The sequence below is a fragment of the Xanthomonas campestris pv. badrii genome (genome assembly GCF_012848175.1).
Classification (GTDB): domain Bacteria; phylum Pseudomonadota; class Gammaproteobacteria; order Xanthomonadales; family Xanthomonadaceae; genus Xanthomonas; species Xanthomonas campestris_C.
Genome location: NZ_CP051651.1, coordinates 3,775,152 through 3,800,550 on the forward strand (window position 1 = coordinate 3,775,152; position 25,399 = coordinate 3,800,550).

Sequence of the window (25,399 nt, forward strand, 5' to 3'; positions counted from 1 at the left end):
GACATAGCAACGGAGGTTTCGTCATGCTGAACGGCCGATCTTCCTCAGTGCTTTCTGGTGTCCCAAACCCCTCGCTCGCTATTCGCTGCACGACTGATCCAGGCGCGACAACTCCGTGGTTTGAGTCAGCGCGGGCTGGGTGACCGCATGGGGCTGGGCAAAGAGAAGGGCTCCACGCGGATCAACCGCTATGAGCAGCAGGCATCAGCCGTGGGCTTTGACAGCCTTGACCTGCTGGCCAAGACTCTTGAGGTTCCTGCTGCATATCTCCTGGCTGAGACCCCAGAGATGGCTGATGCCATCCTTGCAATCGCGCAGGTCGACCCAGCCCAGCAGGCCGACGTCGCCCTCCTATTGAAAGCACTGGGTTCCGACCCGGCTTTACTGGCTAGACTACTTGCGCTTGCGAGCAACGCGGGCAAGGCAAGCCCAGCCAAGGAATAGCGTGAAGCACCTCCTGGACCGAGCTTGGTCCAGTAGACCTGCAATGCCCTTCCCTTCATATCAGCCCGCGTGTCGCCATGGACAGCGCAGCTCGGTTGGTCACAACGAAATGATCGAGTAGCCTGACATCCACTAATGCCAGGGCTTCCCGAAGCCGTTTGGTAACCGCACGATCTGCATGCGATGGCTCTGGGTCACCACTTGGGTGGTTATGCGCTACCAAAACTGCCGCTGCATTCAGCGACAGCGCGCGTTGGGCAACAATGCGCGGATGCACTGTGGACTGATCCACCGATCCAGAGAACAGTCGTTCTGCTTGGATGAGCCGGTGCCGAACATCCAGGAAAGCGACCTCAAAGTGCTCCCGTAGCTCGTCTGCCAACCGAAGGCGGAAGAAGTTGCCGCAGGCATCAGGGCTACTCATCAACTGGTCGCGCTCAACGGCACGCTGCTCGATGATCTTGAGCGCGCGAGTGATAGTCCGGTTCTCCCGAATCCTTGCTGCAGCGATGGCGCCGATCCATGAACTGTCCAGAAGTTGCGGTAGCGCCATCATGGGACCAACTCCAGAACCTGTTCCCAAGCACGTCGCTTGATCGCAGCACCCAGTCCGAACCAAGCAGCGTCCCGGCGGTTGTCATCGCTATGCGCACGTCGGTGATGGTCGACGAACTCGGTCAGACTATTGAGCACGCCCCATGCAGTTCCGCGGCTAGAGGGGAGCGTTGCACCACGCCCACCGCCCTCGTACAGCGCGCGCACCTTCGCCACTGCCTGTTGATTGACAACTGGTGAACCAGGCGCGGCGCCTCCATACACCAACACACGACGCAGAAGCCCTTCCACCGAATGCGGAGGGACAGACACATCACACAACTCTTTCATCCGGTCCACGAAATTGACCCACCCACCAACGACGATGCCGAGTTGCCGCTTGATAGCGTTGGGCTGGAACTGGCTGCGATGCGGAACCTTGATGGCTCCGCCGCTCTGACCAATCGCAATCTGCAGGGTGTTATTGCATACCACGCGAACGGACGTGAACTGCGCTGTCGTTGCCAGTGTTCCGTCGCACGCTGTTGCGAGTAGGAGGTATCCATCGACTCTGTCGCGCCTCTTCAAATTGGTACTCTGTCCGGTCCTAGCCAGAGCCCAAAACTTTTTTCCTCCACGCAAGACGCCGGCAGTTTCAAGTTCAAACCCGTGGAGTGCTGTCAGGTCGCGGTAGAACTCCAGGATCTCGCCGGGCTGCACAACCTGGAAGCGTTTGGACACCACCGCTAGCGGCGCTTGAGTATCCGACCGATAGAGCACCTTCTGCTGGGGAAAGGTGCTAGTCCCGGTCGAACTCCGACCCTGCGTGGTGTACCGCACCTCCGACTCTTTTATCTCCCATTCCATACCGGCCTGGCGTCTCCAGATTTCTATGGGTTGGTGCTTGCCCAACCTGTTACCCAGGCCATGCCAAGGCGCCTGGCCCTTGTATGCCATCGATTCAATAAGATGCATCTGTCTCTCCTGAAAACGCGGCATAAACGCACAAAGCCCGGACAATGCCGGGCTTTGTGCAGTGCCGATGGATGGTGGATCAGTCGTTACGGAAGGGCTCCGAACCACTGGGAGCAAAGGAACAGCGCGCGACGGCCGCCAAGACAGAGGCAGCCACAATGAAAACGCAGTAAAGGAACTCGGACTTGTCCCTCATCAGATCACCTGTTCAATGGACGGATCAGTACGGACCGTCCCTACGCAAGGCCAGACACCTCCTGGCTCTCATGTAGGTATTAAGGGTTTCAAATGTATTTGCTTGGAGGAAGCGCATCGAGCAGCTCGATGTTATCGGTGGGAATGACGCCGGCACGCCCTCAACTTTGCAAGATGACATGCTTTCTTTCGTCCTCGACAAGCATTACCGCGCAGCCTGCACAGCTCGTAAATTGACAGCGCGATATTGCTTCTGATTGCCGTAACGCGGCCCATTTTTTTCGAGCGTGGCGCAGAGCCGACCTTCGCCACAGGGTGCCAGGTCGGCGCGCGAAATACGGTCCATATAATCGATGGAAGCTCGAAGCTGGGCGAGTTCGGTTCGCTTTTCGTTGATGATGCCAAACGAGTAAGCCACCGCACCCAACCCCAAGATGCCCGCCACGAGCATCGTGGCCGATGCGATCCACATGCGCCGCGTGATCCGTGTTTCCAAGGATTGCTGGGCCTGCGCGTAACGTCGAGTGGCTTGCTGCAACGTCTCGTCCGCATGGGCCATCTCTTTGTTGAACCGCTTGGCGGCAGGTTCCAGCGTTTGAGTCAGCGCCTGATTGGTCAGCTGCGTCAAACTCGGCAGTGCGTTGTCCAATACCCGATTGACCTTGGCATCAGCGCTGCCCACCGCGTTCTGGAGCGCCTGGAGTTGCTCGGCGACCACCTCGCGCAGCCGTTGTTCGCGCTTCTGCATGGATGCCACCAGCGTCGTTAGCACTTGGACCGTCTCCTGTAACGAGGCGTTCGATGCGTTCAACGTGGCCATCATTTCCGCCATTGCGGCGGCGTCTTGCCTGTCCATGAGGTCTCCTAAGCTCGACTAATCACGGAAGCGATTTTGACTAACCACCGCCCCCTCCACCACCACCGCCTCCTCCCCCGCCGCCGCCGTCTCCGCCTCCACCGCCGTCCCCTTGGGGACCGCTCTGCATCGGCCCCTTGGCGAACTCCGGCAGCGTCATCACCATCACAGGTCCGCGGCTGGTGTTGACCTCTGCTGAGACATCCATCCCCAGCGCCTGGCGTGTGGTGACGTGCTCCTGGGCCTCCTGCTGGGCCTGCGCTTCCAGGAACTCGTTGCCTCTTTTGATCAGCGCCTGCGTTGCTGCGCTGTTGGCCACCCGATTCAAGGCCTGCTCGATCGCCAGCTCGTTCTTGCTATCGAGCGCGTAGAGCACCTCGTCTACGTCTGGGTCGCCCGTGATGGATTTTCGCTGAGTCTGCGACGAATCGTTTGGCGCATCCCCTGCACCTGGACCGGCGAAGCGCTGAGCTAGAGGTGGAAAGGCATCGGTTTGTTCAGCCGCTTCACTGGGAGAGCGATGCGCTTGCTCGCGCTGCGGGAACTCGTCGAGGCTGGCGCCGTCCACGCTTCGGGTGTCGTCGCGAGCGAAGGGATAGGGTTCTCCACGATCGCGATACTCCTTCCATTCCTGGTGGAAGCGCTCGTCTTCCCGATCCGCCGCCTCAATCTCCTGTTGCAGTTGACGCAGCGAGCGCATGGTCTCTTCCAGGAACAGTGCGCCACCCGGGTCGGCGGCGCTGCGGTCCTGCGCTGGGGTCGATTGGGGCTGCTGGTTTTCCGCGTCTGCTGGCTCCTTGGGAAAGCGATTCTCTGCGCTACCTCCTAACGATTGCCCGTGTGCCTGCGCGAGGTATGCAGGGGATAGCGCTGGCGCGTCATGCTCAGCGAGAAACGTGTCCGAAGGACGGTTCTGCTCTGACGTCGTTTCTTGCTCAGGTTTGGTAGACGCTGCGGACTGCGATGCACTCAACGGCTCTACTGTCGCAGGTGTTGTTTGAGCTATGACGCGAACCGGCTCTGCCTCCTGCTCATGCGCCGTGTCTTGCTGGCGGACCAACGCTTGCTCCATCTCCACCTGCTGCGTCAGCGCTGACGGCCCCGCATCGGCCTGCACGCTGTGGGAAGGTAGGCTTCCCGGCTCCGGACCTTTGGAGGAAGACACTTGGACGCGGGCAGCGGCGCGATTCTCCGCCCCCGACATTTCCAGCGAGTGCTCTGCTTCTTGGGCTTGACGCGGCTGGGCGTTACCTGCCTCGGACGTTTGCTTCAGTGATTCATGTGCGTCAGGAGCAAGGCGTTCGTTCGCCGGTTGATTCTGTGTTTCCAGCAGTGAGCGTGCATCCTCCAGCGACTGAGGGAGCGTTGTTTGCTGAGTCGGCGCGAGCTCTGGTGCGTGATGCTGAGTGTCTGGTTGCTGCGAGGCTTGCTGACGTTGGTCCTGCGTCGGTTCGAGTGCTTGAGTTTGTTGCTGCTGATCCTGTGCCTGCTGAGCCTGACGTTCCTGGACCTCAACTTGCCTGGTTTCTTGAGCCTGGCGGTCTTGCTGCTCCCGCTGCTGGTTGTCTTCGGCTTGGCGTTCCTGCGCCTGCCGCTGCTGAGCGTCCCTCTCCTCACGCTCCTGCAGCTCGCGTTGCTGGCTGGTCTGCGCTTGGCGCTCCTGCACCTGGCGCTCTTCTAGCTCACGCTGCTGCTCAGCTTGGCGTTGACCTTCCAACACCGCGTTCGCCTGAACCGCTTGCTCGCTTTGTGACCTGTCTTCGTGCTCAGGCTGCACCTGCTGGAGGTGCTCGCGCACCTGCGCGACGTGCTGCTCTTGCGCAACACGATCTTGCTGCTCGCGTTCTTGCCGCGCCTGCGCCGCGACAGAGGCTTGCATGCGTGCTTGGATATCCAGCACTTGCTGCGGATTGGACGACTCGGAGGTCGAGGCGTCCCCATCTCCCGTCGCTTCGGACGCCCGAGCAACGGTTGCCGATTCCTGTCGGTGGTCCCGCGCCTCACTCAACGCCTGCCGGATTTCTTCGCTGCTGGTGATGGCAACCACACGAGCGACCCCATCGCTGCCGCGTTGGAGGTGCGCGATGGGGCTGTCATACCCATATTGCCCCGACTCATTGCGCTGCAACTGCTGCATGGTCGGCCCGGTGATGCCGTTGACCTCCATGGTCCGCTGCGAGGCTAGCTTCACGGCCTGCTGGGTGTCTGGGTTGACGTTCAAATCGACGCCGGCAGCCCGGTAACGGTGCAGCAGCTCGTTGTGCTCCATCTGCGCCGCTGTGGGAGCGGGGAGCGCTTGAATCGCTGCCAGGGCTTCTTGTGACCGTTCCAGCGAGGGTTGCCGCATATGGTCGGTCAGTTCCAGCTCCACCGCCAAGTTGCCGCTGGCAACGCCATCCTTGCCGGCCCACTGCCCAGACTCAGTGCGCTGGTAAAGCTGAGCGTCCGACCCCAGCACAGCGCCGGGCTTGGCCTGGGCGGCTTGAACGGCCGCAGGCACTTCGACACCGTAAGCCTGGGCTCGCTGAGCAGCATGGTTTTCCAGATAGGCGGCGGCGATGGCTTCGCGCCCGGTGGCGATGTTGTGTTCGATACGGGCCAGGGCTTCTTGGTTGAGTTGCTGCGCGCGTTCCGGGGAAGCGGTTTGGTGTTCGTAGCTGCCTCGGTCGTTGGCACCGGACACTGAGGTTTTGACCTGTCGTTCCCACGTCTGGCTTTCCGGATTGCGTCGCCAATTTTGGTTATCCAGTCCTACCTGGTCGCTTGCCTGAGCAGGGAGGTCGAACGGGTCCTGGGGCGCAGGCACCTTACCTAGCGCCAACTCCACGGCCTTGGCGTTGGCCAGCGCCCCCAGTTCCTGCGATTTCTCATAGCTGGCGACCACGGGCTGCTCGCCCGATGTGCGGCCGCCGTCCTGGGCAAGGTCGATGGCCGTGTCGCGCTGCCAGTTGCGACCGTTGAATTGCCACTCCACACCGGCCTTGTCGGTCTGGTGATAGATGGCGCGGTTGTCCAGCAAGTCGGCGCCTTTGTCGAACGCCTTGCTCATCAAGACAGCATCGCCCACCACCAACGCCGCAGGCACGAAGCCGCTGCCACCAATCGCGGCGGCGGTGGACGCACCACCGGCCCAACCGCCGACGTTGCGGGCCAATGCATGGGTGACCTCGGACTGCGCGGCGGTGGCATTGCCTTGTTCCAGCAACTCGGCAGATCGGCGAGCGGTTACCACCGCATCCGCGCCGGTCACCAGCAAGCCACCCGAGCGGACCAAGGTGCTGGCCGAAGCATTGCCGAGCAATACTTCCATGGACACGGCACCCCTTTGCCCACGGGGAACTCGCAGAGGTCCGGCGGCTTCTTCGCCCAGAACCTGCTCGACCTTGAGGATGCTCCGCTCGGAGAAGACCACCCGCCCATCGTGATGGGCATTGGCAATGGCGAGCGACAACCCATGGCGCTGAAGCTCGATGTCTCCGCCTCGAACGATGGCGGTGTTGCTGACATGGATCTGGTTGAGCGTAGTGACGATGCGCGACTCGGAATGCGCAACAGCTCCCCAGCCATGGTCCACCCCCGTGAATCCCTTTAGAGCCTCGATCTGCTGAGCGTGGCGTTGGTAGTAGGCAGGGATATCACGAAAGAACTGGCGAACTCTCTGGTTGGTTTGCGCTGGAAGCTCACCTACTGGCGTGTTGGTATTCAAGTCATTGTTGATCAGTCCGACCTTGACGGTATCGCGCAACTGTTCCACGCGCTTCACGACCCGATCCATTGCGTCCGTGTCGCCACTCAGCGCTAATTGGCCGTCTCGCGTCGACTGCAGTCGCTCCAATCGCTCAAGCATCCCGTTCTGGTATTCGGCAAGCGGTCCGCCACTGTGTGGTGTGACACCGAGAGCGTCCGCCAACTGAGGACTGGCCGGGAGAAACAATCGGTTCTCGGGGGCATGAATATGGAACTTGCCGACTTCCTGCAACTTCGCCAACAGTTCGCTGTTCTTCAGCGTCTGCTGTTCGATGTTGTGATGGTCTTGGAAAAGTGTCCGATAGTTCGGCATGGCTCAGGATCTATTCCTTGTGCCCTTGACGCGTGGATCAGCAGTTCACCGTGTCGTAGAACCAAAGCCCATTGGACTGGTCCGGTGTGACGATGCCTGCAGCCTCAATAGCTTCCTTGAATACCCGATCGCAAAAAACACCCCCATGAAACGGCAGCCTAAAAACGTGTGCCGAGCCGAGAACATCGCGCCTGAATGCCAGTCGGACGTCACCGGTAAGATCGTAGTATTTGCCTGCTTCGAATTCGTCACTAATTTCGATATTGAGTTCAGAGGCACGCTCGTCCAGAGCGTCTAGCGTGCGAACAACATCGCAAAGGAAGACGGTTGGCCCTGGCGACCCATCAGCAAGGCGATAGTCGGCATCTGCAAAAACGAAGGCGTCCGCGTCCACGGACTCCATCACTTGGCGGAGTCGTTCGGAGACCAACCAATAGCCGCTGAATCCACCTTCGAGATCTTGAGGAAGCACACCTTCATCGGGGTGATAGACCAAGCGTGGGGTTTCGCGCAGTGAAGGGAATCCCCCTTGCTCTGGCTTCAAGATGAGCCGCGGCGGCGTTCGCAGGGCTTTTTCGTTCTCAAAGATTACTCCGTGTCCCTTCCCGCCTCGGCGGACATCGGGCCGCAGCTGGAAGAACTCTTCCTTTTGGGGCTGATTAGTCATCTTGATCTCCATGAGTTACGCCCAGTCCACCTAGCTAGACTCTCCACCTCAGCCGGGCAGAGTCTACCCCGCTGGTCGATGGCCTGAGCAGACCATGCACATACACGTCCCGTGCTGCGATGCTCGCTCAGCCACAGCGAGAGCCGAACCCCTTTCTCCGATGATCCGACAACTCGACTCCTTTTCCACTGAGTTCATCAGTCTTCGCACTGACCACACAAGTAGCCCAATCAAATTCATATGCGGATGAAAAAGCTTTGCTTGGCGCTCAGAGCGGGCAAGTCGTTAGGCGGCGACTAACTGCAACATCTCCGATGCAATTCCGTCATAAGCGTTGCCTTCGTCTAAAGCTTTCAGGACCTCCTGTGCTAAGACACCGAGTGCGTGCCCCATAAGTGGCGGCACAGCGTTGCCGATTTGCTTCAACTGCTGCCATTCACTCCCCCGGAAGACAAAGCCGTCATGGAAGGATTGAAGGCGGGCGGCCTCACGCACGGTAATCCAGCGATTCAAGTAGGGATGTACCCACTCGCTGAGGTCACGATGCATGTGGGCAAGGATCGTGTACGAAGGCTCTTCTGGATGCAGGCGACGCCACTTCTCTGGACGCTTCCCATTCCAGATCTCCTTTGGAAGGCTGTCAGCCTTCTTTCCAGCTTCCAAGAGGGAAATTAGATTGGCACGGCGCGCTTGTATTTCTTTCGTGTGGTGGTTGTGCAGCACAGCTTCGCCTGAGCCCAGCCCCCGCTGGCGCTTGGTGGCCTTACTGTACTGAGCAAGTCCGTGATCCAGCCTCATCATCTTTTGGAAGCGTGAAGGCGAATCTGCGGCGGGGTAGCTCATCACCTCGCCGCTGTGTACCACTTCGCTCGGCAGGTCATCTAGCGCCTCGCGGACAGTCACGTGCTTTCGAACCTTCAAACTATCGAGAACGGCGTTGCAGAAGCTCTCCATGTCGAACGAGAACGCATCTTCATCACGGGTGCCAACAAAGATCACCCGCTGGCGAAGCTGAGGCACACCATAGTCGGCTGCTGACACCCGAAGCACCACCACGTTGCTGTAGCCGATAGAGGCGAACTTCTCGGTAATCAGCTTACGGAAGTGCCCCTTGTTGAGGAGCACCATGTTCGGCACGTTTTCCATCAAGAAGACGCGCGGGCGCAGCTTTTCGACGATACGTGTGTACTGGAGATAGAGCTCGTTACGCTCGTCATCCAGGCGGCGCGTGCCGATCTGGCTATAGCCCTGGCACGGCGGTCCTCCAAACACCACATCAACGTCGTTTAGACGGTACTTCTTCAAGTCGCTTGAACGAGGCTTCAAGAACTCGTGCACGTCTCCCTCAATCAAGGGGGTGGACGGAAAATTGTGGCGATAGGTCTCACAGGCGTAGCGATCCATCTCCACTGCTGCCCGGATATCGAACCCCGCTGTTTTCATCCCCTCACAGAACCCACCGCAGCCCGAAAACAGGGAGAGGGCTGTCGGCATGGTCGTCTTTTTCATCGCGGCTCCACCGGCGTTTAAATGTGACTTTCAATCTGCGTGAGAGCCTATCTTGGCTGTCATCAGACTTCAAGTTGCTGGGGCACCTAGCGCCATCTGGCGCTACATGCAGTTTTGTGACTCATAGTCCGTAGCCTCTTCGTCCACAGGCAAATACGCTGCGAGACATGGATCTTGCCGCCAGCTTCGGCGCCGCCGTTCGGCGCCAGAGAGAATTGCTACGACTCAGCCAAGAGGACTTGGCTGACCGGTCGGGATTGGACCGCACCTACATCAGTGGGGTCGAGCGAGGCGTTCGAAATCCAACGCTTCAGGTCATGCAAAAACTTGCAGACGCCCTCGGCTCTGACCTGGATGTTCTATTCGCAACAGCACGTCAATGTGCAACAGCCATGGAAAGGCCGGATGCCCTTCGCCCCTGATCTACAAATCGACTGTGCCAACTGTCCTTACGGCGTATGCATCGAGGATCGACGCACTAATAGGGTCAAGGGGCGAAGTACGGACTTCCGTTTGCGGCAGGCCACCATCACGGCCTGTACGTTTGACTCCTTCGTCCCTGGTTGCGCGAACGACCCGGCCCCGGACCGGACCTTCAACGAATATCTTGGCCAGCTCCGAAAGAACTCCTTTAACGCGGGCGTCGCGAACTTTGGAGCGGGTTTCAAGTTCGAGGGGAATGCCGTCAACAAGGTTGAGGGCGACGTTTTTGAGCTGCTGGAAGCAGCTGCATTGTGGAACGCTGCTGCGGCTTGGAATCGGTTCATGGAGACTGGCCTCTGGACGTCGCAATCATTCACGCAGCCTGTCGCATCCGTTGCGACGCCCGCTCGAAAAGTCGCGATCGTCAAGCTGCCACGGGGGTACAACGCAACAAAGCTTTTTAGACCCGATGTGCGCGCCACGATCCAGGCTTTCGAGCACTCAATGGAGATGGCAGACATGACTCTGGGTTTGTCTTCGCCCGACATCGTGGCGCTCCGCCTACCTCATCCCCTTCCTCCAGGCCTGGAGATATTCCTGGAGGACCTGCCTAACCTGAACAGCGCGAACCTTGCTGCACTCGAGGATGCACACGCCTTGCTCGAAGGGCAGGTAGACAGCAGTGGCTTTCTGATGGCAATTGCAGTGAAACGCACCACGCGGAGCGATCGGCTCTATCAGCCGCTCTACGAAGCGACCGTGCTCAAGTTCCTGATTGAGTATGTGTTGCGTGGCTCCGCCATGCGGTTCTATGCCCATATGGGGTCTTTTGAAGGCGCGAACGTTGAAAAGGCCTACAAGTCCGGGCTCCTGACTTCACTTATTCGTGGAGGCATGTCTCAGAAAGCCGTCGATCAGACCTATCTCGCTCTGTCACCCCGTGCAACAGCCCAGTCCATCCTGGACGATCTCCCTCGTTTCCCTATCTAAGCCCCCCCCCTGAGCTCATCTAAATAGTCGGCCCAGGCTTGCATCATCTTCCGCCTTTCACTGAGGTGGGATGTGCGGTTGTAGGCTCGTCCGAGTGGGTCTCGTACTGCATGCGCCAGCTGGTGCTCAATGAAATCAGGTCGAAAGCCCAGCACTTCGTCCAGGATAGTCCGGGCCATGGCCCGGAAGCCATGGCCGGTCATCGTGCTGCTGTCAAAACCAAGACGTCGGAGCGCAGCGTTGATCGTATTTTCGCTCATCGGCCGCCTCACTCCTCGTACGCTCGGAAATACGAATTCGTGCCTACCTGTCAAAGGCTGTAGCTCACGCAGAATGTCCAGGGCTTGGGATGAGAGAGGGACGACATGGGGCGTCTTTGTCTTGCTTGTTACGTAGCGCCATTCCGCAGACTCAAGGTCAATATCAGCCCAACGTGCACTCCTCAGCTCCCCAGGACGTACGAAGACCAAGGCGGCGAGCTTGAGGGCGGCAACGACGACGGCGGAGCCTTGGTATCCGTAGATCGCCCGGAGCATGGGGGCGACTTCCGCGGGCTCGGTCACGCTCGCGAAATGGGTGACCTGGGGTTGCATAAGAGCCCCGATCAGATCATGCGCAGGGTTGTTGGTCGCTCTGCCGGTTGCGATGGCGTAGCGAAAGACCTGAGAAGCCAATGCTCGCGCTCTATGGGCTGACTCGACGGCACCACGCTGCTCAATCTTGCGCAGGGCAGTCAAAAGCGCCGGGGCAGTCACGTCAGCCACTGGAATCTCTCCAATGTGCGCTAGATCTTTCTCTATCAAGCGTCGCTCTCGCACGACGGACCCAGGACTCAGTTTTCTTACGCGCTTGGAAAGAAGCTCTGTGGCCACGACGCGGAAGGTCGTCTCAGAGCTCTCGATCAGTGCGGCCCGCTGCGCACGTGCTGCCTGGACGGGATTAGCACCAGCTTTCAGCACGGCGCGGGCTTTGTCCCTGGCGGCCCTCGCCTCCGCGAGAGACATTGATGGGTACTCTCCCAGGCCCGCCATGCTGGCTTTGCCTGCGAACCGGTAGCGGTAGCGCCACAGGCGTGCGCCTGTAGGTCTAACCTCAATACAAAGGCCATTAGCATCGGCGACGCGGTAAACGGATTCCTTGGGCTTCAAAGCTCTCAATTTCGTATCTGTCAGCATAGGCGGGTGAGTACGTCATTTGTGAGTACCGATAGCTGCAGGGCGATTCTTACTCACACCCTTACTCACCTATCGACCGGAGGTTATACAATTTCTTCGGACAGCATAAAACGAAAAAACCCGCAGGAGAGCGGGTTTTTGTCTTCGCATCGGAAGGTGCTGGACTTCTTGAAATGCCTGTGTGGTGGGCCCAGAAGGATTCGAACCTTCAACCAAAGGATTATGAGTCCTCTGCTCTAACCGTTGAGCTATAGGCCCTGCTGCACAGCGCTCGCTGGTGCCGCATGCATGCATCGGGCCCATGGGAGTGGGGCAAGTTTACCTGTCTGTCCGCGGGCTTGTCTGCTGTAGGCCAGGCACACAAACCACGCCTTACGCATCAGCCGTCTGTCGTTGCCTGTCGATCAGCTGGCGGCCTGCGCGGAAGCCCTGCGCGATGGCGTCCTGGTAGGTCTCCCAGGTCTGGTCCTGGCCACTGATGCGCGGCAGCCGCGTGCTGCCGTTGTTGGCATAGACATCCACCCACAACGTCCACCTAGCCGTCGGTGACGCCTGCGCAGCGCGTACGCGGATCTCGTGATCGCGGTAGGTGGTGGTCTCGAAGCGGCTTTGCCTACTCATCGGACGGTCTCGTTTCCATTCGTAGCACCAACGTAGAAGCGCCGGCCGGAACATCAGGTGAGATTGAAGGAAACATCCATTTAATAGTGCGGTGCGGTGCGGTTTCGTCGCCAGAACGTGAAGCTGCGTGGCCTGGCCGGCGCTGTTCCCGGCAGCGCACGCGGCAAGCATCGCTTCACCGGGCCCCACAACACAACAGCCCCGCAGGTGCGGGGCTGTTGTGTGATCAGCTGAGCGCGACGACCGACAACTCAGTCGATATCCAGGAACGAGCGCAGCTGTTCCGAGCGGCTGGGGTGACGCAGCTTGCGCAACGCCTTGGCCTCTATCTGGCGAATCCGCTCGCGGGTGACGTCGAACTGCTTGCCCACTTCTTCCAGCGTGTGATCGGTATTCATGTCGATACCGAAGCGCATGCGCAGCACCTTGGCCTCGCGCGGGGTGAGGCCGGCCAACACATCGCGCACCGTCTCGGAGAGATTGATGTTGGTGGTGTTGTCGATCGGGGACTCCACGTTGGTGTCCTCGATGAAGTCGCCCAGATGCGAATCCTCGTCGTCGCCGATCGGGGTTTCCATCGAGATCGGCTCCTTGGCGATTTTCATCACCTTGCGGATCTTGTCTTCCGGCATGTCCATTTCCTTGGCCAGCTCTTCCGGCGTGGCCTCGCGGCCGAACTGCTGGAGCATCTGGCGGGAAATGCGGTTCAACTTGTTGATCGTTTCGATCATGTGCACCGGGATACGGATGGTGCGCGCCTGATCGGCGATCGAACGGGTGATGGCCTGACGGATCCACCACGTTGCATAGGTCGAGAACTTGTAGCCGCGACGGTATTCGAACTTGTCCACCGCCTTCATCAGGCCGATGTTGCCTTCCTGGATCAGGTCCAGGAACTGCAGACCGCGGTTGGTGTACTTCTTGGCGATGGAGATCACCAGGCGCAGGTTGGCCTCGACCATTTCCTTCTTGGCCTTGCGCGCCTTGGCTTCGCCATAGGCCATCGCACGGCTGATTTCCTTGATCTCGCCCAGGGTCAGGTAGTTGGCCTTCTCCATCTCGATCGAGCCCTGCTGCTCGGAGACGATCTGGTCCTTGACGTCGCGCAGCGCCGAGGACCACTTCTGCTTGCGCTTGAGTGCGTCTTCCACCCACTCCAGGTTGGTCTGGTTGCCTTCCCAGGAGCGGATGAAGTCCTTGCGCGGCATGCGCGCCACGGTGGTCGCCAGGTGCAGCACCTTGCGCTCGTGGTCCTTGATGCCGTTGACCACGCCACGCAGCTGGGTGACCAGCGCATCGGTCAGCGGCAGCGGCAGCTTGAAGGTAGTGAAAATCGCCGCCACGTCTTCGCGCGCCTTGACCACCAGCTTGTGTTCGGCGCCGTTCTTGGCATAGGCCTTCTTGAACTTGGCATATTCATTGGCCAGGTTCTCCATGCGCGTGGCCACTTCCACCGGGTCCGGACCGGTCGGGCCGGCTTCTTCTTCGGCAGCGTCGTCATCGCCGTCTTCGTCGTCGTCTTGGTCCACCGCTTCATCGTCGGACACGGCGACCGGGCCGGCGGCGGCCAGCGCAGCAGCGGCGGCGTCGGCCTCTTCGATCAGGTCGTTGAAGCCGACCACGATTTCGGCCAGACGCTTCTTGCCTTCCTTGTGCGCTTCGTAATCGGCCAGCAGCATTTCGGTGGACAGCGGGAACACGCCCAGTGCTGCCTGGACCTGGCTCAGGCCTTCTTCGATACGCTTGGCGATGGCGATTTCGCCTTCGCGGGTCAGCAGCTCGACCGTGCCCATTTCGCGCATGTACATGCGCACCGGGTCGGTGGTGCGGCCACCTTCGGTATCGAGCGCGGTCAGCGCGGCGGCGGCTTCTTCGGCGGCGGTATCGTCAACCTCGCGGTTGCCGGTGTTGCCATCGTTGAGCAGCAGGGTTTCGGCATCGGGGGCAACTTCATGGACATCGATGCCCATGCCGTTGATCATGCTGATGATGTCTTCGATCTGCTCCGGGTCGACGAGGTCGTCGGGCAGATGGTCATTGACTTCGGCGTAGGTCAGATAGCCCTGTTCCAGGCCCTTGCTGATCAGTAGCTTGATGTCGGATTGCTGGGCAGGACGTTCGTTGGCCATGAGTGCTCGCGCCACCGGCTTTGAGATTGGAAAGAGAACCTAGCATTATACCAGCGTGAAGCCCGGTCTGCCGGAATCAAGACGGGACCACTAGTGATGTGGTGTATCTAGGGTCTGAGAAGAAAGGTCACCGGGCCGTCATTGACCAGGTCGACAACCATATGGGCACCAAAACGCCCGGTTTCCACCCCGGCGCGGTGTTTTTCGCGGCAGATCTCCACCAAGCGATTGAACGCCCGTTCAGCCTCCCCGGGTGGCGCGGCCGTGCTGAAGCCCGGGCGGTTGCCGGAACTGGTGTCCGCAGCCAGGGTGAACTGGCTGACCAGCAGCAGCCCGCCGCCGGTATCGGTGAGTGAGCGGTTCATCTTGCCGGCGTCGTCGCCGAAGACCCGGTAGCTGAGCAGGCGCTCGGCCAGGCGGCGGATCTGTGCATCGCTGTCGCCGGGCTCCACGCCAACCAGCGCCAGCAGCCCGGGACCGACCTGCCCGACGATCCGGTCATCGACCGTGACGCTGGCGCGGGTGACGCGCTGGATCAAGGCGAGCATGCAGAGTCCTGGGCAGCAGAGTGTGTCGCGCAGCATGCCCAGCGCTGCCCGCACTGTCACCTGCGGGTCTTCGCCGGCCACGCTGTTTAGAATTGCGCGGATGACACCTGATCTTCGCGCTCGCCTGCTCTACGCCACCGCCGTCACCGTGGGCCGCCTGCCGTGGCCGCTGCTCAAACGCATGGCCGACACGCTGGCCTGGAGCTGGCGCAAGCTCGATGCACGCGAGGCGCGCGTGGCGTGGCGCAACCTGGAACTGGCCTATCCGGAGCAGAGCGATGCCCAGCGCGCGCAGCTGCATGCACAGATCCTGCGCTCGACCGCACGCCAGACCCTGGAAGTGCTGCGCACCTGGACCCGCCCGCCGGCGGAAAACCTGGCCCGTCTGCAACGCAACGGCCAGGAACTCTACGACGCGGCGCTGGCCTCCGGGCGCGGGGTGATCGTGGCGGCGCCGCATTTCGGCAACTGGGAATTGCTCAACCAGTGGCTCTCCGAACGCGGGCCGATCGCGATCGTCTACCGGCCGCCCGAGTCCGAGGCGGTGGACGGTTTCCTGCAGCTGGCGCGTGGCGGCGACAACGTGCGCCAGGTGCGTGCCGAAGGCCCGGCCGTGCGGCAGTTGTTCAAGGTGCTCAAGGACGGCGGTGCGGTCGGCATCCTGCCCGACCAGCAACCGAAGATGGGCGATGGCGTGTTTGCGCCGTTCTTCGGCAGGCAGGCGCTGACCATGACCCTGGTCAACCGGCTGGCCGAGCGCACCGGCGCCACGGTGTTGTACGGCTGGTGCGAGCGTGCCGGCGAGGATCTGCAGTTTGCGCTGCATGTGCAGCCGGCCGACCCGGCGGTGGCCGATCCTGACCCGGTGCATGCGGCCAGCGCGCTCAATGCCGGCATCGAGCAGATCGCCCGGCGCGATCCGGCGCAGTACCAGTGGACCTACAAGCGCTACACGCTGCGCCCGCCGGGCAGCGGCGAGGCCAACCCGTACGCCACCGAGCGGCATCCGCACTAGGAGTGCAATCCCACCACGCTCAATCGTCGTGTGGCTCGGCAGGCGTGGCCAGGATGCGCTGATAGAACGCCAGGTCCAGCCAGCGCCCGAACTTGAAGCCAGCTTCGCGCACCGTGCCGGCATGGGTGAAGCCAAATTGCTCGTGCAAGGCAATGCTGGCCTGATTGCTGGCATCGATCCCGCCGACCAGCACATGCACGCCGCGCGCTTCGGCGGCGGTGATCAAGGCCTGCAGCAGGACGCGGCCCAGGCCTTTGCCACGATGGTCGCGGTGCACGTAGATCGAATGCTCGACGCTGTACTTGAACGCCGGCCAGGCGCGAAAGGTGCCATAGCTGGCGAAGCCCATCAGCGTGCCATCGGCATCTTCCACGCCGATCACCGGAAATCCGCCGGCGCGCTTGGTGGCGAACCAGCCGACCATGCTTTCGGGCGGCCGCGGCCGGTAGTCGTACAGCGCGGTCGAATGGGCGATGGCCTCATTGAAGATGTCCAGGATCGCACTGGCATGACGTGCCTGACTGCAGTCGATAAGACGCATGGGGTCTGCTGAACGGAAAGAGCGCTGATTAGAAAGCATTGCCGGGCGCTGAACAACGCAGCCGGCGCGCAACCAATCACTGCCGGTGCCGTCACTCACGCGCGGCCGCTGGATGCAGCGTTCCACCTCACGGTGGCAACCGTCGGTTGCGAAGCACGCACAATGGCGCCACGCGTCCGGCAACGGCGCGGCGGCGTTCGCCTTGAAGCGGCCGTGGCCATCCCCATCTGGAGTCGTGAATGAGCAGCCCCGTCCCCTCCCCCAGCGCACAGGCCTTCGGCGATCCGGCGGCGATCCGCTGTGAGCGCGCCGCCTCCGAGTTGCGGGCTGGCCGGCCGGTGCTGCTCACCGCCGCGGGCGGGCAGTCGCGCGCCGTGCTGGCGCTGGACAGCAGCACGGCGCAGTCGTACACCGCTTTCGCGCGCGCGGCGCAGGGCCGCCACTATCTTTTCGTTACGCCCACGCGCGCGCAGGTGCTGGGGTTGACCGCGCCGCAGGGTGCGCGCGTCGCGCTGGCCGACTACAGCTACGACCAGCTGGCCGCCCTGGCCTATCTGCGCGACACCCCGGTACCGGCACACTGGGCTGCGGGCGACGCGCTGGATGCCGGCGGCGTGGAGATTGCGCGGCTGGGGCTGCTGCTGCCGGCGCTGCTGGCAGTGGACCTGCGCGATGTGCACGACCATGCCGCCTTCGCCGGCTGCCAGTCGCTGGCGCTGGACGACCTGGGCAGCGGGTGCGCCAAGTCCGCCGCAGCCGGCTACGAGCTGGTCACCCGCACCCCGGTGCCACTGCGTGGCCTGGGCATGAGCGAATTCGTGGTGTTTCGCGGCGGCGTGGCGCAGCGCGACCAGGTGGCGATCGTGGTCGGCCAGCCCGACCTGTCGGCGGCGGTGCCGGTGCGTGTGCATTCCTCGTGCCTGACCGGCGACCTGTTCGGCTCGCTCAAATGCGATTGCGGCGACCAGTTGCGGCATGGGCTGGCCAAGCTGAAGGAGCTGGGCGGCGGCGTGCTGCTGTATCTGGACCAGGAAGGCCGCGGCACCGGCATCGCCGCCAAGATGCGCGCCTATGGGTATCAGCATGCCGGCCTGGACACCATCGATGCCGATGCGCAGCTGGGCTTCGGTCCGGACGAACGCCGCTACGGCAGCGCAGTGGCGATGCTGCGGGGCCTGGGCGTCGGCCGGATCCGCCTGTTGACCAACAACCCGGCCAAGGCCGAGCGGTTGCGCGCTGCCGGCATCGCGGTGGACGAGCGCATTCCGGTCACCGGCGACATCACCCCGGAAAACGAACACTACCTGCGCACCAAGGCGACCCGTGCCGGCCATGCGCTGGACGTGGATGCGTTGATCCTGGCGGCGCAGTAGTTGGACCAGCTCGCAAAACTACTGCGCGCCACGTGAGCCCGCTAGCAGCGGATGCGTCCTGACCGGGCGCCCGGCTATGCTTGCGCACCGCTTCTGCAGGCCTGCACCGTGCACGACGCTCCACCGCCGCATCCCGACATCCTGGTCACTGCTGCAGCTGCCCAGACCCCTGCGGTGGACCATGCGCAGTGGCAACAGCTCCCTCGCCGCGGCGCCTATGTGGCGGCAATCAATGGTGTGCTCGGCGGTGGCTGCGCCGGTCTGATTGCAGCCGGTGTGACCGTTACCGTGCTGCACGCCTGGCGCTATTGGCCACTGGTACTGGGGGCGACGCTGCTGCTCGCGTTGCTGTGCGCATGGCTGGCCGTCAAACGGCATCGGCTCACCCACTGGAAACTCGATCAGCACGGTCTGGCGCTGCAACGCGGCCATCTCTGGCAGAGCGATACGCGGGTTCCGATCTCGCGCGTGCAGCACGTGGACCTGCGCCGCGGGCCGATCGAACGCGCCACCGGCCTGACCACGCTGGTGGTGCACACCGCCGGCAGCCGGCTCAATGCGGTGGCCGTGTCCGGGCTGGATCGGGCCGATGCCGAGCAGCTGCGCGACCGGCTGGCGCGCCAGCTCGACCACCACGACGACGCGCTGTGAGTGCGATCGAACATCGCGGCCACGACGAGCAGCGCCTGCATCCGTTGTCGTGGGTGTTCGTGCTGTTGCAACAGATCCGCCAGTTCCTGGTCCCACTGGTTGCCTTGATCGTGTTCGGCAGCCGCGATGGCAGCCGCGACGTCGCCGACCATATCGCCACCGGCGTGGTGATGGCGGTGCTGGTGGCGATCTCGGTGCTGCGCTACTTCACCTATCGCTACCGCATCGGCACCGATGGCGTGGCGATTCGCAGCGGCCTGCTGGAACGCAGCCGGCGCGATATTCCGTTCGCCCGTATCCATAACGTGGTGGTGCACCAATCGCTGCTGCATCGGCTGGCCGGCGTGGCCGAAGTGCGGCTGGAATCGGCCGGCGGGCACAAGCCGGAGGCGGAAATGCGCGTGCTGCGGCTGGACCAGGCGCTGGCGCTGGAAGACCTGATCCGGCGCCGCGTGCAGTCTGCCGATGCAATACCGGTGCAGGCCGACGACAGCAACAGCAATACCTTGCTGCGCCTGCCGGTGGGCGAAGTGATCCGGCTCGGTCTGATCTCCAACCGCGGCATGGTGGTGGTGGCCGCCAGCTTTGGCGTGATCTACCAGATGATTCCGCGCCGCGTGGCCTCCGACTTCATCGAGACCAACGGTGAAATCGCGTACCGCTACGTCAGCCAGGTCCATCCCGGTGCCGCAGTGGCCGCCACGCTGGCGGTGCTCGCCACCTTGGCGGTGCTGCTGGCGATGCGCGCGCTCTCGGTGGCGCTGGCGCTGGCGCAATACCACCGCTTCCATCTCAGCGAATCGGAACGCCGCCTCACCGTGGAGCGCGGCCTGCTGACGCGTATCCGCAGCAGCGTCGCACGACGGCGCATCCAGTCGTGGACGCTGTACGAAGGCCGCCTGCACCGCCTGTTCGGCCGTCGCCAGTTGCGCGTGGACACCGCCGTGGCCGGCACCGGCGACACCCACGGCAGCGCACTGAAGGAGCTGGCGCCGATCGCCGCGCCGCAGCGCTGCGATGCCCTGTTGCAACGCCTGCTGCCCGGTATCGCCTGGCCGCCGCCACACTGGCAGGGCATTGCCACGCACTGCTGGTGGCGCCTGAGCCTGCCGACGGTCCTGCTGGTGCTGCCGCTGGTGGCCGGGCTGGCATGGCAGATCGGAAGTCAGGCCGCATGGCTGCTGCTCTGGCTGCCGTGGAGCGCGTTCAAGGCGCATCGGCAGGTACGGCGCATGGGTTACGCGGTGGATGCGCGCTACGTGGCGGTGCGCGGCGGCTGGTGGACGCGCTGGTGGCGGCTGGCCGAACTGGACAAGCTGCAGGCACTGCAGTTGCAACGCTCGCCACTGGATCGCCTGACCGGCACCGCCACGCTGTGGCTGGATACCGCCGGTGCCAGCGCCACCGGCCCCGCGTTGCGGCTGCGCTTCGTGCCGCTGGCACAGGCGCAGCTACTGCAGGCGCAACTCGGCGCGGCGCTGGCACGTCGCACGCTGCGTTGGTGATTGGGAATCGGGGAATCGGGGAATCGGGGAATCGGGGAATCGGGGAATCGGGATTCGGGATTCGGGATTGGGTGGACGTTGCTGTTGGCAGCGCTATCTGGTCAGCGATCGACCAGCGGCCATCAATGCTGCGCCGGGCCCCAGTAGCCAAGTTCGCGCCGGATCTGAAGGCCCCGCCACAATGCGCCCAGCGGTTTGCGCCGTAGCGTGCCGAGCCTGCCGGCGATGAAGTCCTCGGTGGCGGCAATCGCCCGCTCCGACGAATGCCCGTCGCGATACGGGTGGATCGCATCGGCATAGGCGGCCAATGCGCTGCGCAACTCGGCATCCGGCGCCAGCGCGCGCGCCAGCTGTTGCGGCAGCTGCCCGGGCTGCTCGAAGTTGAGCATATGCGGCTGCGGCACGCGGTTGCGAAAGGTCACCACCGGTTTGTGCTGCACCACGAACTCGGACACGATCGACGAGGTGTCCGACACCAGCACATCGGCCGCACGCTGCGCGGCCATCACCTCTTCCGGTTCGACGAAGCGTGCATTGGCGCCGGCCAGCGCGCGATAACGATCGAACAATTCCGGCGCGCACTTGGGGTGCAGCGTGAGCAGCCAGTAATGCGCTCCGCGCGCGATGTCGGCGGCAATCTCATCAAAGAGCACCGGTGCCGCGCTCAGCCGCTCGGTGAAGGTGGAACCGAACAGGATCACCGGGCGTCCGTTGGCCGGCGCGCGCAGTGCGGCACTGTGCCCGCCATCGTCGCGGAACACCGGATCGAGCTTGGGCCAGCCGGTTTCGGCCACCGCAAAATGTCCTTCGCGCGCGGCCAGCGCACGGAACGGTGCGGTGGTGGCCGGGCCCTGCGTGCAGTACAGATCGAACAGCCCACGCACGCGGAAATGGCCGCGGTTGTCTTCGCGCTTTTGCACGTTGAATCCGTGGAACAGCTGCACCTTGGCGCCGGACACGAACGGCGCCACCCAGTTGGCCGCGCTGAACACCGCACGCGGGCGCAAGGCCAGCGCCTCGCGCAGGCCGACTTCGCGCACGCCCGGCAGCACCAGGCCGCGCGCGCCGCCTTCGTACCAGGCGGCCACCGCATCGCCGCGGGCCTGTAATGCCTGCGCCAATGGCGCCAGAATAGGCAAGGCGTAACGTTCCGTTGCGAACAGCAGGTAATCGGCCATCACATGTCCTCTTCGACCGCACCCGACCAACGGCCGCGCATCAGCGCCTGCATTATCGCGTTCAACGAGGCCGATCGCCTACGCGACTGCCTGACCTCGCTGGCATTCTGCGACGAGATCGTGGTGGTGGACTCCGGCTCCACCGACGCCACCGCAGCGATCGCCGGCGCGCATGGCGCGCGCGTGCTGCAACGCGCCTTCGACGGTTACCGCAGCCAGAAGGCGTACTGCGTCGCACAGGCCAGCCACGACTGGGTGCTGTGCCTGGATGCGGACGAACGCATCAGCGACCCCTTGCGCGATGCCATCCTCGCTGCGCGCGATGCCGGTTTTGCCGGTGCGGCCGGCTACCGGTTCGCGCGGCTGTCGGACTATTTCGGTCGCTTCCTGCGTCACGGCAATGCCTATCCCGACCGCGTGCTACGCCTGTTCGACCGACGCCGTGGCGGCTGGCGCGGCAAGCGCGAGATCCACGAGGCGGCCAGTGTCGATGGCACTGTGATCACCCTGTCCGGCGACCTGATCCACTATCCCTACCGCTCGCTGGCACAACAACTGGCCAAGACCCAGCGCTATGCGCAGATGATGGCCGAACACGATCACGCACGCGGCAAGCGCGCCACCTGGAGCAAGCTGGTGCTGGCGCCGGCCTGGCGCTTCTGGCGCGGCTATCTGCTGCGTGGCGGGTTTCGCGATGGCTGGCACGGGCTGATCTACGCCTACGTGCGCGCCAATTACGTACGCCAGAAGACCATCATGCTGTGGCTGTTGCAGCACGACCAGCCCGTGCAGGACCCACCGCGCGGCGACTGAGTGCGCAGACGCAACCGGATCACGCCCCGTTACGGGTGATCTGCACTCCCAGGCGTTGCCTGCGGCGCCTGCCGCGCCGCCAGCCCCACCAGCACGCCCACCATCGCGGTATAGAAACTCGCCGCCACCTGGTGCGCGAACATGGACTGGGTCAGCCCGCACAAGGCGTAGCTGATGACGAACATCACTCCGGCTGCGGCCGGGCCGCGAAACTGCGCATGCCCGCTGCGCCGGTGCAGGCGCACGAAGATCCATAGCGGCACACCGTACACCGCGATCAGCAGGAGCAAGCCGGGAACGCCCTGGGTGGCACCCCACTCGGCCAGGTCGTTGTGCGCATGGCCCAGGTGACAACGAAACAAGGCGTTGTCGGCCGCGCACGCCGGCAACTCGTGCATCGCATCGTCGAAACGGCCGACGCCGACACCGGTCAGCGGATACGTCCGCAGGGTGTCCCAGGCCACGTGCAGCCGTTCGATACGCGCACCAGCCGACGAATCGCTATCGCCGACCTCATAGCGTTGCAGATCGCTCTGCAATTCGCCCAGGCGCATCTGGTCGGTCAGCGCGGGCACGCTGGCAATCACCCCCACGGCCACCACCGCGCCACCAACGAAGGTCAGCAGGCGCATGCGCGCGCTGCGCCAGGGCGCGCCCCAGATCAGCACACCCACGGTTGCCAGCAAGGCCAGCCAGACCCCACGGCTACCGCTGAGCACGATCACCACCACCGTGGCGATGGCCGCGCCCACCAGCCAGCGCACGGCACCGGCGGGGCGGCAGAACGCCACCACCACCAGCAGCATCATCGCGATATCGGCAAAGACAATGGCATTGGTAAAGCCTTCGGCGCGGTCGGCGCCACGCACCACCTGCACGATCGCGATCACCATCGCCGCCGCCACGCCCACCAGCGCGCCGCGCCACAACCAGATCTGGCGCGGGTGCAATGTGTAGGCCCACAACGCCGCCCAGGGCAGCACCAGAAAGCGCGAGCGATTGCCGACATCGCGCAGGCCGTGCTCGAACAGGGCGATCGACAGCAAGGACATGGCGATCACCGCCGCCGTCAACCAGCCCAGCGTCCGCAGCGACCAGCTGCGCCGCGCAATGCCCGCGCGCAGGCTGCGCCAGCCGACCAGCGAACCAAGCAGCAGGCACAGGCCAAACGGCAGCAGCCCGCTGGGCATGCTCACCACCAGCGCCGTCAGCGCGAACACCCCCAGTTCGGCAATGCCCACGCCTGCCCGCGATGCCACGGGGGCGGAGTGAGGAAGCGAAGCGGGCTGGGTGCGCAGGGAATTCATCGAGACATCGGTCAAGGGGTGAAGAAACGAACGGGTCGGGTTCAAACGCCGGCCAAGCTAACGATGCCGGGCATGAATCCTTGTTAGACGAGGGGCTGGGGGCACCGAGGGTGGCCGGCGCACACCAGCAGTGGATGGTCGACTGGCTCATTCGACATCCAGGTTGCCCTGCTCCTTTTCCTCCACCGCCTTCTCGGTGGAACTGGCCACACAGTTGCCCTGGACGGCATCGGCCGGCACCAGCCACCAGCGCCGCCGGTTGGCCACGCCCACCAACTGGCTGCGGCTGCGGTCCACGCAGCCCAGCAGTGCCGTCTCCTGCACCATCAGCCAACGCTGCCATGGCTGCGCGGCCTGCCAGGCCACGCCACGACGCAGCTGTTCTTCCCACGGCACCTTGAAGCCGAAGGTCTGCGCAGGCCGGTCGGCCATCAGCAGGTTCTGCTCCTTCCAGGCCACCAGGCCGAGCTGGGCATCCGGGCCGATGCGGCGCCCGGCTTCGCGCATCACCGCACCGGCCGAGCTGGAATCGTTGAAGACCGGGTAGCAGATCAGGCCGAACGCCACCCACCACGCGCCCAGTAGCGAGACCACAGCCAGCGGCGAGCGCCGGACCCGCAGCCACAACAGGCTGGCCACCCCCCAGCTGCCCACCGCCAGCAGCACCCAGCCCAGCGGGTCGGTTGCCTCGCTGCCAACCCCGCGGCTGTCCATGATCTTCTGCTCGAAGCCCGGATGTCCGGCCAGCATCGCCGCCCCGCCGGCCACGAAGGCCACGGTCAGCAGCAGCACGAAGCCGAACAGCAGCCGCTGCACCCCGGCCCGGCGCAGCAGACCCGCGGCCAGCGGCGCCAACGCCAGGCAAAACATCGGCAACGCCGGCAGGATGTAGACATCGCGCTTGCCGCTGGGAATGGTGAAGAACACCAGCACCAGCAGCCACCAAGCCAGCGGCAGCAGGTAGCGTGCATCGCGCCGTCGCAGCCGCCGACGCCACGCCGGAATCGCCCACGGCAGCAGCAGGATGGTCGGCAACCACATCGTCGCCATGCTCTGCAGGTGGTACCACACCGGCTGCGCGTGATCCCACGAGCTGGCATAGCGCTTGGCGGTCTGCCGCAGCAGGATGTCGTTGAGGTAGACGCGGTATTCGGGCTGGCCGGCCGTCAGCGCCGTCGCCACCATCGGCACGAACCACAACGCGATCGCCACGAAGAACACCAGCGGCCCCAGCCAGAAGCGCCGGTCGCGCACATGCACGCGCACGCCCGGCCAGCCGCGCGCCGCGGCAATGCCGGCCGGGATCAGCATCAACAACGCGATGATGCCCACGCCCTTGGTGATCACGCCCAGCCCGGCAGCGAACCAGCCCAGCGTCCACCAGCGCCAGGCCGGCCCCAGTAACAGGTGACGCAGTAGCCCGTAATTGGCCAGGGTGATCCAGAACACCACCAGCGGGTCGATCTGCGCCTTCTTGGCCTGGAAGGTGAAGTGCAGCGTGAACAGCAGCATCCACGCCGCATAGGCACCAACGCGCCGGGTCCACAGCCGCCGTCCCAGGTCGTAGACGCAGGCCAGCGTCCCCAGCGCTGCCAGCAGCGACGGCAGCAGGAACGCCACCCGCCAGTTGCCCAAGACCGTGTAGAACAGCGCCTGCAGCCACATCAGCATCGGCGGCTTGTCCGAATACAGCTCGTTGCCGCGATGCGGGAACAGCCAATCCCCGCTCAGCACCATCTGCTTGGCCACCAGCGCAAAGCGCGGCTCGTCAGACGGCCACGGGTCGCGCAAGCCCAGCCCGGCACCGATCACCAGTACCGCGGTGATGGCCAGCAACCAGACATCGGTGGAAGCGCGGGGCTTGGGCATGGTGGGCGGCACGGGACGCAG

General features: G+C 63.4%; 21 protein-coding genes, 1 tRNA gene and 1 pseudogene. 8 read left to right on the plus strand and 15 right to left on the minus strand.

Annotated elements, in window-relative coordinates; all coding sequences use genetic code 11:
• Positions 1-57: 57 nt before the first annotated feature.
• Positions 58-444: a helix-turn-helix domain-containing protein gene (locus tag HG421_RS16010; RefSeq protein ID WP_248279400.1), complete on the plus strand. Its 387-nt coding sequence runs from the start codon at positions 58-60 to the stop codon at positions 442-444.
• 55 nt (positions 445-499) lie between these two features.
• Here the strand turns inward: HG421_RS16010 and radC are convergent, their stop codons facing one another.
• The 6 genes from radC to HG421_RS16040 form a co-directional block, all read right to left on the minus strand.
• On the minus strand, positions 500-1,000 hold the full coding sequence (gene radC, locus HG421_RS16015; RefSeq protein ID WP_169707223.1) for a RadC family protein: 501 nt from the start codon (positions 998-1,000) through the stop codon (positions 500-502).
• Complete coding sequence (locus tag HG421_RS16020; RefSeq protein ID WP_169707224.1) at positions 997-1,953, minus strand: DUF932 domain-containing protein; 957 nt, start codon at positions 1,951-1,953, stop codon at positions 997-999. The genes radC and HG421_RS16020 overlap by 4 nt, the downstream gene beginning before the upstream one ends.
• A gap of 400 nt (positions 1,954-2,353) precedes the next feature.
• Positions 2,354-3,004, minus strand: a complete 651-nt coding sequence (locus HG421_RS16025) for a hypothetical protein (protein ID WP_169707225.1) — start codon at positions 3,002-3,004, stop codon at positions 2,354-2,356.
• Between the two features lie 40 nt (positions 3,005-3,044).
• On the minus strand, positions 3,045-7,064 hold the full coding sequence (locus HG421_RS16030; RefSeq protein WP_168968114.1) for a hypothetical protein: 4,020 nt from the start codon (positions 7,062-7,064) through the stop codon (positions 3,045-3,047).
• 37 nt (positions 7,065-7,101) lie between these two features.
• Positions 7,102-7,743: a DUF1629 domain-containing protein gene (locus HG421_RS16035; protein WP_169707226.1), complete on the minus strand. Its 642-nt coding sequence runs from the start codon at positions 7,741-7,743 to the stop codon at positions 7,102-7,104.
• Between the two features lie 273 nt (positions 7,744-8,016).
• Positions 8,017-9,240, minus strand: a complete 1,224-nt coding sequence (locus HG421_RS16040) for a DNA cytosine methyltransferase (protein WP_169707227.1) — start codon at positions 9,238-9,240, stop codon at positions 8,017-8,019.
• Between the two features lie 167 nt (positions 9,241-9,407).
• Between HG421_RS16040 and HG421_RS16045 the strand changes: the two genes are divergently transcribed.
• On the plus strand, positions 9,408-9,662 hold the full coding sequence (locus HG421_RS16045; protein ID WP_169707228.1) for a helix-turn-helix domain-containing protein: 255 nt from the start codon (positions 9,408-9,410) through the stop codon (positions 9,660-9,662).
• The gene (locus HG421_RS16050; protein WP_248279401.1) at positions 9,595-10,653 is read left to right on the plus strand and encodes a Cfr10I/Bse634I family restriction endonuclease; all 1,059 of its coding nucleotides are present in this window, start codon (positions 9,595-9,597) and stop codon (positions 10,651-10,653) included. The genes HG421_RS16045 and HG421_RS16050 overlap by 68 nt, the downstream gene beginning before the upstream one ends.
• Here HG421_RS16050 and HG421_RS16055 read toward each other — a convergent pair.
• The 5 genes and pseudogenes from HG421_RS16055 to dtd form a co-directional block, all read right to left on the minus strand.
• Positions 10,650-11,828, minus strand: a complete 1,179-nt coding sequence (locus tag HG421_RS16055; protein ID WP_169707230.1) for a tyrosine-type recombinase/integrase — start codon at positions 11,826-11,828, stop codon at positions 10,650-10,652. The two genes, HG421_RS16050 and HG421_RS16055, sit on opposite strands and share 4 nt — an antisense overlap.
• Positions 11,829-12,010: 182 nt before the next feature.
• Positions 12,011-12,086 (minus strand) — tRNA-Ile (locus HG421_RS16060).
• 114 nt (positions 12,087-12,200) lie between these two features.
• Positions 12,201-12,525 (minus strand): annotated as a pseudogene (locus HG421_RS16065) (hypothetical protein).
• A 175-nt stretch (positions 12,526-12,700) separates the two neighbouring features.
• On the minus strand, positions 12,701-14,578 hold the full coding sequence (gene rpoD, locus HG421_RS16070) for an RNA polymerase sigma factor RpoD (protein ID WP_169707231.1): 1,878 nt from the start codon (positions 14,576-14,578) through the stop codon (positions 12,701-12,703).
• 107 nt (positions 14,579-14,685) lie between these two features.
• Positions 14,686-15,126, minus strand: a complete 441-nt coding sequence (gene dtd / locus HG421_RS16075; RefSeq protein WP_169707232.1) for a D-aminoacyl-tRNA deacylase — start codon at positions 15,124-15,126, stop codon at positions 14,686-14,688.
• On the opposite strand from dtd, the gene HG421_RS16080 reads away from it, so the two are divergent.
• The gene (locus tag HG421_RS16080) at positions 15,125-16,141 is read left to right on the plus strand and encodes a lauroyl acyltransferase (RefSeq protein ID WP_211161739.1); all 1,017 of its coding nucleotides are present in this window, start codon (positions 15,125-15,127) and stop codon (positions 16,139-16,141) included. The two genes, dtd and HG421_RS16080, sit on opposite strands and share 2 nt — an antisense overlap.
• Positions 16,142-16,160: 19 nt before the next feature.
• Here HG421_RS16080 and HG421_RS16085 read toward each other — a convergent pair whose 3' ends face one another.
• Positions 16,161-16,682 (minus strand): GNAT family N-acetyltransferase, encoded by a 522-nt coding sequence (locus HG421_RS16085; protein WP_169707234.1) that lies wholly within the window; start codon positions 16,680-16,682, stop codon positions 16,161-16,163.
• 239 nt (positions 16,683-16,921) lie between these two features.
• Here HG421_RS16085 and ribA point away from each other — a divergent pair, with 239 nt between their 5' ends.
• The 3 genes from ribA to HG421_RS16100 all read left to right on the plus strand — a co-directional run bounded on the left by ribA (position 16,922) and on the right by HG421_RS16100 (position 20,211).
• Positions 16,922-18,055: a GTP cyclohydrolase II RibA gene (gene ribA / locus HG421_RS16090; protein WP_169707235.1), complete on the plus strand. Its 1,134-nt coding sequence runs from the start codon at positions 16,922-16,924 to the stop codon at positions 18,053-18,055.
• A gap of 174 nt (positions 18,056-18,229) precedes the next feature.
• Complete coding sequence (locus HG421_RS16095) at positions 18,230-18,706, plus strand: PH domain-containing protein (RefSeq protein WP_211161861.1); 477 nt, start codon at positions 18,230-18,232, stop codon at positions 18,704-18,706.
• Entirely contained in the window at positions 18,703-20,211 is a 1,509-nt protein-coding gene (locus tag HG421_RS16100) for a PH domain-containing protein (protein ID WP_169707237.1), read from the plus strand. Before HG421_RS16095 ends, HG421_RS16100 begins: the two co-directional genes overlap by 4 nt.
• Positions 20,212-20,333: 122 nt before the next feature.
• On the opposite strand, the gene HG421_RS16105 is transcribed toward HG421_RS16100, so the two are convergent.
• Entirely contained in the window at positions 20,334-21,392 is a 1,059-nt protein-coding gene (locus HG421_RS16105) for a CDP-glycerol glycerophosphotransferase family protein (RefSeq protein WP_211161740.1), read from the minus strand.
• Between HG421_RS16105 and HG421_RS16110 the strand changes: the two genes are divergently transcribed.
• Entirely contained in the window at positions 21,393-22,202 is an 810-nt protein-coding gene (locus HG421_RS16110; protein ID WP_169707239.1) for a glycosyltransferase family 2 protein, read from the plus strand. It abuts the gene before it with no gap.
• A 29-nt stretch (positions 22,203-22,231) separates the two neighbouring features.
• Here the strand turns inward: HG421_RS16110 and HG421_RS16115 are convergent, their stop codons facing one another.
• Together HG421_RS16115 and HG421_RS16120 are read right to left on the minus strand one after the other, a co-directional pair.
• The gene (locus HG421_RS16115; RefSeq protein ID WP_169707240.1) at positions 22,232-23,509 is read right to left on the minus strand and encodes an O-antigen ligase family protein; all 1,278 of its coding nucleotides are present in this window, start codon (positions 23,507-23,509) and stop codon (positions 22,232-22,234) included.
• Between the two features lie 147 nt (positions 23,510-23,656).
• Complete coding sequence (locus HG421_RS16120) at positions 23,657-25,378, minus strand: ArnT family glycosyltransferase (RefSeq protein WP_169707241.1); 1,722 nt, start codon at positions 25,376-25,378, stop codon at positions 23,657-23,659.
• Between the last annotated feature and the right edge of the window lie 21 nt (positions 25,379-25,399).